Below are 3,964 nucleotides of genomic sequence, written 5' to 3'. Positions count from 1 at the left end.
CCCACTTTTGGCCCGATGCCACTGACCTTGATCAGTTCACGGAATAACTGGCGGTCTTCCAGACGGACAAAACCATACAACAGGTTGGCATCCTCACGGATCACCTGATGAATCCACAACGTCACCGGTGCATCCACTGCGGGCAGCCCGGCAAACACCGACAGCGGCAGATCCACTTCATAACCCACACCCTGCACATCCACAATCACCCAGGAGGGTTGTTTTTCTGCCACCTTACCCTGCAAACGACCAATCATCACTTGTCCTTCCTGTTCTGCTGTTCTTCAATGGCAAGAAACACCGGCAGGTGCAAATGCCAGTGAATGGCGGCCAGACGTAAACCCAGTACCACCGCCATGGACACCAGGGTATTAAAGGTTTCCCAGCTGGAAGGTAAAAACCAGTTGAGGTTCACATACACAAAGGCTCCGGCCATGACTGCCGTGGCATAAATTTCTTTCTCAAAAATCATTGGCTTAACGGCTGTTAACACATCCCGCACAATACCACCAAACACCCCGGTCATTACACCAGTGACCACCGCAATCAAGGGTGGATGCCCTAACGTGATGGCCACCTTGGCACCAATCACGGTGAACACCGACAATCCAATGGCATCTGCCACCTGTAACGCCATATGCGGAAAACGGATTTTACGTGCCAGTGCAAACACCACCACCGAGGTGGTGACCGTAATCCAGATATAAAGATTGTCCTGCACCCAGAACACCGGCAGGCGACCCAGAATCAGATCGCGCAAGGTTCCACCACCTATGGCAGTAACTGTACCCACCACGATCACACCAAACAGGTCCAGACGCCGCTCAGCAGCGGCCAGCACCCCCGCCAGTGCAAAAACCACCGTACCAAAAAGATCAAGAGTCAGGATAAACAGGGGAAGGTCAAAATGCATGATCAGGAGCGCCGAGCGTGGGTTTTGGGATCAAAGTTGCGCCAGCTGCTGCCGCGTTTGCGACCCAACTGACCAGAAAGTGCCAGCAGACCGCTGGAGGTATAGGCATGACACATGGCAATTGCCAAGGCATCTGCAGCATCCGCCTGAGGGGTGGCTGAGAGTTTCAGCAGGGATTTCACCATGTGCTGCACCTGAATTTTATCAGCACTGCCGGTACCGGTGACGGCCAGCTTCACTTCTTTGGCTGAATACTCACTCAAACCCAAACCGTGATTGGCAACACACACCACCGCAGTACCTCGTGCTTGCCCCAGTTTAAGTGCTGAATCGGCATTTTTGGCCATGAACACCTGTTCAATCGCCACCTGATCCGGCTGATATTGCATAATCAATTCAGCCAGACCGGCATAAATCTGCGCCAGCTTCTGGGGTAAATCATCGGCCTGCACCCGAATGCAGCCACTGGCGTGATAACTCAGCTGGCTGCCTTCGGAGCGAATCAGACCGTAACCGGTGATCCGTGAACCGGGATCGATCCCCAGAATCAGCGGCATCAGCGGTTACAACACATCAGCTATCCGCCTGAGCTTTGGGGCGCAGACGCAGGTTCAGCTCTTTTAATTGCAGCTGGCTGACTTCACCGGGTGCATCCGTCATCACACAGGCGGCAGACTGGGTTTTCGGGAAGGCAATCACTTCACGGATCGACTTGGCACCGGTCATCAGCATCATCAGACGATCCAGACCAAAAGCCAGACCACCATGAGGTGGCGCACCAAACTTCAATGCATCCAGCAGGAAGCCGAACTTCTCACGTTGTTCTTCCGCACTGATGCCCAGCACACGGAACACCGCCTGCTGCATGGCCTGATTGTGAATACGGATGGAACCACCACCCAGCTCAGTGCCATTCAGCACCATGTCATAAGCGCGGGACAGCTGGTTAGCCGGGCTGGCTTCCAGCTCTTCCGGACTGCACTTGGGTGCCGTGAAAGGGTGATGCAAGGCGCTCAGGCTGCCATCGCTGTTTTCTTCAAACATCGGGAAGTCCACCACCCACAGCGGTGCCCATTCACAGGTATAGAGGTTAAGATCTTCACCCAGTTTGCAACGCAGTGCACCCAGCGCTTCATTAACAATTTTGGCTTTATCCGCACCAAAGAAGATGATGTCACCATCTTCTGCACCCACCCGATCCAGCAGTTGATCAATGATGCCTTCCATAAACTTAACAATAGGCGATTGCAGACCATCCAGACCATCAGCGCGTTTGTTGACCTTGATCCAGGCCAGACCACGGGCACCGTAGATACCCACAAATTTGGTGTAATCATCTATCTGCTTGCGGGACAGTTCCGCACCACCCTTGACCTTCAGAGCTGCTACACGGCCTTTGGGATCAGTGGCCGGGCCAGAGAATACCTTGAAGTCCACATTGGCCATCAGGTCACCCACATCCACCAACTCCAGCGGAATCCGCAGATCCGGTTTGTCAGAGCCGTAACGATCCATGGCTTCGGAATAAGGCATGTGCGGGAAGTCGCCCAGATCCACACCCAGAGATTCCTGGAACACCTTGCGGATCATGTCTTCAGCAGCACCCATGATGTCGGCTTCTTCCACAAAAGAAGCTTCCATGTCGATCTGGGTGAACTCCGGCTGGCGATCAGCACGCAGGTCTTCATCGCGGAAACACTTGGCAATTTGATAATAACGATCAAAACCAGCCACCATCAGCAGCTGTTTAAACAACTGCGGCGATTGTGGCAGGGCAAAAAAGTGACCTTCGTGGGTACGGCTGGGCACCAGATAATCGCGTGCACCTTCTGGGGTGGCACGGGTGAGGATTGGGGTTTCAATATCCAGAAAGCCCTGCTCTTCCAGGCAGTTGCGAATCTGGTGAGTCACACGCGAACGAAAACGCAGTTTTTCTGCCATTTCCGGGCGACGCAGATCCACATAACGGTACTTAAGGCGTACTTCTTCACCCACCTTACCGTGTTCATCCAGCATAAAGGGCGGGGTTTCAGAGGTGTTCAGCACTTCAACCTCTTTTGCCAGCACCTCGATTTCACCGGTGGACATGTTGGCGTTGGTGGTGCCCTCCGGGCGCTGGCGTACCAGACCACGGATTTTTAATACATATTCGCTACGCGAACGGTCGGCACGGGCAAAAGCTTCTTCAGTATCCGGATCAACAACAACCTGAGCGATGCCATTACGATCCCGCAGATCAAGAAAAATAACTCCACCGTGATCACGACGGCGGTGAACCCAGCCGCATAACACGACCTCCTGATCCAGGTGGCTTGTGTTCAAGTCGCCACAGTAATGGCTACGCATAAATATTTCCCGTTAATATGTTGTATTCATTGAAAAAGCAGGGCAAAAGCCCTGCCGTGATTAAGCCCAAAGCACAGAAGGATCAGGCAGCGGTAGAACCGGGATTAGATGGACAGGAAGCACAGGCATTGCCTGAGCCAGCGGCTGAACCACCCGAATCGGCAAGGTTTTTCTTGCTGCCACCACTCTTGAAATCAGTCTCGTACCAGCCACCACCGGCCAGCCGGAAACCAGCTGCTGAAATTCTGCGGGTCAATGCGGCTTCATTACATGAAGGGCAGTCCACCGGTGGTGCGTCGCTCATTTTGTGCATGATTTCCAGCTCATGACCACAGGATTGACACTGGTATTCATAAATAGGCATAGCGTTTTGCCTCGATCTCAATCAATAAGGTTGTCATTCATCAAGTAAAGCCGGGCAAACCAACATCCCGGGCCCCTTCGCTTTATGAGGGATTTTTGCTAAATTTCAAGAGGGCGCATTATAGCCTACAGACAAGGCATTAAGCCAAGGCCTCAACACACTCCCTACAGACAACAAGGAAGATACCATCATGACTTTCCAACTCCACCCTCGCCTTGCTGAAGACAGCCTGCATCTGGGCAACCTGCCCTTGTGTCAGTTACGCCTGATGAATGACAGTCGCTTCTTCTGGCTACTGCTGATTCCCCGCCTGCCCGATGCGGTGGAAATCACCGATCTGA

The 3,964-nt window shown here is 53.2% G+C and carries 5 protein-coding genes; all 5 read right to left on the bottom strand.

Annotated features, from left to right (window positions below):
* Positions 1-257 (bottom strand): Holliday junction branch migration protein RuvA (ruvA, locus tag IBX50_RS18180; protein WP_292257816.1); only part of this gene is annotated, 257 nt, incomplete at its 3' end.
* Positions 257-913, bottom strand: a complete 657-nt coding sequence (locus IBX50_RS18175; protein WP_292257815.1) for a trimeric intracellular cation channel family protein — start codon at positions 911-913, stop codon at positions 257-259. The genes ruvA and IBX50_RS18175, both read right to left, overlap by 1 nt.
* Before the next feature lie 2 nt (positions 914-915).
* Entirely contained in the window at positions 916-1,470 is a 555-nt protein-coding gene (ruvC, locus tag IBX50_RS18170) for a crossover junction endodeoxyribonuclease RuvC (RefSeq protein WP_292257813.1), read from the bottom strand.
* Between the two features lie 16 nt (positions 1,471-1,486).
* On the bottom strand, positions 1,487-3,259 hold the full coding sequence (gene aspS, locus IBX50_RS18165) for an aspartate--tRNA ligase (protein WP_292257811.1): 1,773 nt from the start codon (positions 3,257-3,259) through the stop codon (positions 1,487-1,489).
* Between the two features lie 82 nt (positions 3,260-3,341).
* Positions 3,342-3,623 (bottom strand): FmdB family zinc ribbon protein, encoded by a 282-nt coding sequence (locus IBX50_RS18160; protein ID WP_292257808.1) that lies wholly within the window; start codon positions 3,621-3,623, stop codon positions 3,342-3,344.
* Positions 3,624-3,964: the final 341 nt, after the last annotated feature.

The sequence above is a fragment of the Marinospirillum sp. genome, from assembly GCF_014859565.1.
Note: the sequence above shows the minus strand (reverse complement) of the source record. Positions and strands in the feature narration are given on the sequence as shown.

Excerpts from the sequence above, each read along its gene's own strand:
- aspS (WP_292257811.1), bottom strand. The coding sequence starts at position 3,259 with ATGCGTAGCCATTACTGTGGCGACTTGAACACAAGCCACCTGGATCAG.
- ruvC (WP_292257813.1), bottom strand. The coding sequence starts at position 1,470 with ATGCCGCTGATTCTGGGGATCGATCCCGGTTCACGGATCACCGGTTAC.
- IBX50_RS18160 (WP_292257808.1), bottom strand. The coding sequence starts at position 3,623 with ATGCCTATTTATGAATACCAGTGTCAATCCTGTGGTCATGAGCTGGAA.
- IBX50_RS18175 (WP_292257815.1), bottom strand. The coding sequence starts at position 913 with ATGCATTTTGACCTTCCCCTGTTTATCCTGACTCTTGATCTTTTTGGT.